Annotated in this window: 3 protein-coding genes; 1 reads left to right on the plus strand and 2 read right to left on the minus strand. The window is 58.8% G+C overall.

All coding sequences use genetic code 11. From position 1 onward, the window contains the following. Positions 1-830 precede the first annotated feature (830 nt). Positions 831-1,373, minus strand: a complete 543-nt coding sequence (locus GY937_05255; protein ID MCP5056118.1) for a hypothetical protein — start codon at positions 1,371-1,373, stop codon at positions 831-833. A gap of 372 nt (positions 1,374-1,745) precedes the next feature. Between GY937_05255 and GY937_05260 the strand changes: the two genes are divergently transcribed. Beyond that, complete coding sequence (locus GY937_05260; protein ID MCP5056119.1) at positions 1,746-1,994, plus strand: hypothetical protein; 249 nt, start codon at positions 1,746-1,748, stop codon at positions 1,992-1,994. A gap of 79 nt (positions 1,995-2,073) precedes the next feature. Here the strand turns inward: GY937_05260 and GY937_05265 are convergent. Continuing rightward, positions 2,074-2,824 (minus strand): hypothetical protein (locus tag GY937_05265; protein MCP5056120.1); only part of this gene is annotated, 751 nt, incomplete at its 5' end.

The following is a 2,824-nucleotide window of genomic DNA, read 5'->3' on the forward strand; positions in this document are numbered from 1 at the left end:
CCGGTCGAGCCGGGAGGGCGTTCGCCCTGGGTCAAGGACCTTTCGACCCGGAAGATCTGAATCGGAATCCGGAACGGCGGGCTGCGTCGCCCCCCGGCCAAATGATCAGATTTCTACGCTTCTGAGTGAGCGTCTACATCCCTGTCGCCGGATCGAAGTACCGGAACCTGTTGTAGAACGTCCCCCGCCCTCCATTGCTCTACTGTGAACTAGTCCCTGCTCTGACTCCGACAACCATGACTCCAGCACTATACTCGTCGCATGGCCCCGTCATTTCGATAACTCCCATGTCCGGCCGGTTCGAAGCGAAGACACCGGATGGCGAGCATCTTCCAAATGGACCCTGCAGGCCATCGCGATCTCCCTCGGCTGGCTTCACGAAACCCATATACGCAGGTCGGCCTGATTCGCGCGGATCACATTCCATTTCAGCAGTAAATGCATCTCCCTTTGCGACCACTCCAAACCGACAGTAGACATCTCCTTCTGGGACAAAGCCAAGCTCTGCAAACCCAAGATCCGGCTGCGCGGAGGAGTTCCAATCGAGCGCATGAGATCCAGGAGCACGGTCGGGATAGGGACCCGCCGAAACGTAGTGGCCGTAGCGTTCGAAGTACGCTTCCTCAGCATTCACAAGTTGCTTGAGATGACCACGTGACGCTTGGAGCTTGAGTCTCTCAGGGAATCCACCCAGGGAGGGAGAAATCAGGCCATAGAGCAACAGGCACAACACTACGGTGGCCCCCCCGATCGTCACTTTCGATACATTCGTCATCTAGACCCCCATGTCCGGCGCACCGATGTTGAGCCTTCGCCTCTTGGCCTTTCGGCTACCGCTGAACCCTAGTTTGTGACCGATGCGCATCGACTCGAATATTGGGGTCGCTCGGGTTGCTGGACGTGATGTTCGTCGTCGAGTGCGGGAGGATATTCGTTTGTGTGGGATCGCCGTTCTGTGGGTAGAGCGGACCATCTGAATCATCGACGGGCTCGATCGTCCAGTCGTCATCTAGCCCGAGTTCGTCTTTGGATTCGTTGAATTCGGAGACCGTGTCGTTGGCGGCATCGCCGCAGCCCTCGCATGATGTTCCAGGAAGATTCGAGCAAAGATTCGTGACCGCACCGCGTGCGCGGGCTGCCGGCTCACTGCTACCCGGCGGAACACTTGAACTCTGGCCGCTGGCCTGACGGTTCCCGTAGTGCTTCTTCGCCCACTTCTTGATCTTTCGGACGTCTCTTTCACTCAGACCGTATGGGTCGATCCAGTAGAGAGGCCGGCTTGCTACGTACGAGTGCTGGTTAGCACCAGCGACCGCATAGACGCCGCCCGCCTTCGTGAGAAGCCCGAACTGCCCGATCGGGTCCGCGCTGATGTACCTGCCTGTCGCAGGATCGAAGTACCGAAACCTGTTGTACTATGGGCGTCGCCTCTCCGCCATTTCGAGGGGGCCTCGATCAACGAAAGAGAGCGCCGCCCGCGCGCTCGCCTCGTCCGAAAAGTGTCGCACTATCTTCGGTATGGCGTTCGGTACGTCTGCAGCTGAGTAAGAGAACGAAATCGAGGCCCAGGGGATAGACCAGTCCGCCATGTCTCGAATCTCTATCTCGACACTTCGGCGCCCCGGCTGCCCAGAAAGCTCCGCTTGAATATACGACGGCCGATCAAAGGATGACAGGGCCACAATCTCAACATCCCGAGGATCTTCGAATACTATTTCGATCTCAAATTCTTCGATCGTGGACTCTTGGGCGCCCGATTTGCGCCAGGCAGCGCCATTGATGAGCAGGATCGTGAGTGGCTCCATCGAAACCACTCGAATCGGGTGATCGTGGAAGACTTCCCCTGCAAAGAGGGAGTACTCGGCATTGCTAAGGCCGAAGTGGCAGTCGTGAAGATGTTGCCAGTACGCCGCCCATCGCTGCTTGTGTTCTTCCAGATTCTCGCAGAAGCGATTTCCAAACCTCAGGATACCACCTTCCCTCGACTACGCTGATAGTAGGCGATCCGCCAGTAATAGTTGGTCGTTCTCCCAACACTGCCCAACAACACACGCGCCTCCAGTTTCCACGAGGCTACCGAACACGGCCACTCTTTAGGAAGGGATTGATGCCGGGGGGGGAACACTGGCCTGGCCACAAGAACGGCTGATACCAGGGAGGAGGAGGCGGCAGCGGAGTGAACTGGCTATTCGGCTCTTCGGGTGGTAGCGCGTCTTCCTGCTTCCGTACTTTGTCATCCGCCCAATCACGGATCGGCTCCTTGTACCTCTCGGGTACGTTCGAATCGTCAAGAGTCTGGCCATCGTGGGGTGTCGGACTACCGTCGGGCTCCCGACCTACCCCTTCCGTTCCGATCCGTTTCCCTTTTTTGTCGAGAACGTGGACATGCGGTCGGCCGTTTGGATCTCGCTCGATCACGCCCCTGAGTTTCCCCTTGGTGCCTGGAATCGGAGACCCAGTTTCAAGACCGGAGGCATCAACCCAGTACTGCGGATTGCTGGCCCCGTATACGTAGAGATTTGAGCCCCCACCCTGCCCAATCGGATCAGCGTTGATGTACCGGCCGGTGGCAGGATCGTAGGATCGGAACCTGTTGTAGTGGAGGCCTGTCTCGCCATCGGCGTACTGGCCCGGGAAGCGGGTGTTGAGGGCCACCGTACTCGTGGGGTCTACCACGGCCGCACCGAACGACTCATGGCTCTGCCTCCACACACTGGCCTCGCTGGCGTTCGTCAGCATCCGCGGCGTGTCGAGATGGTCCGTGTGGACGTCGTAGACGACCTCCGTGCCGGGACCCGTGGGATCCGCGACCTGGATCGGCGCG

This window comes from bacterium, assembly GCA_024228115.1.
Taxonomy (GTDB): domain Bacteria; phylum Myxococcota_A; class UBA9160; order UBA9160; family UBA6930.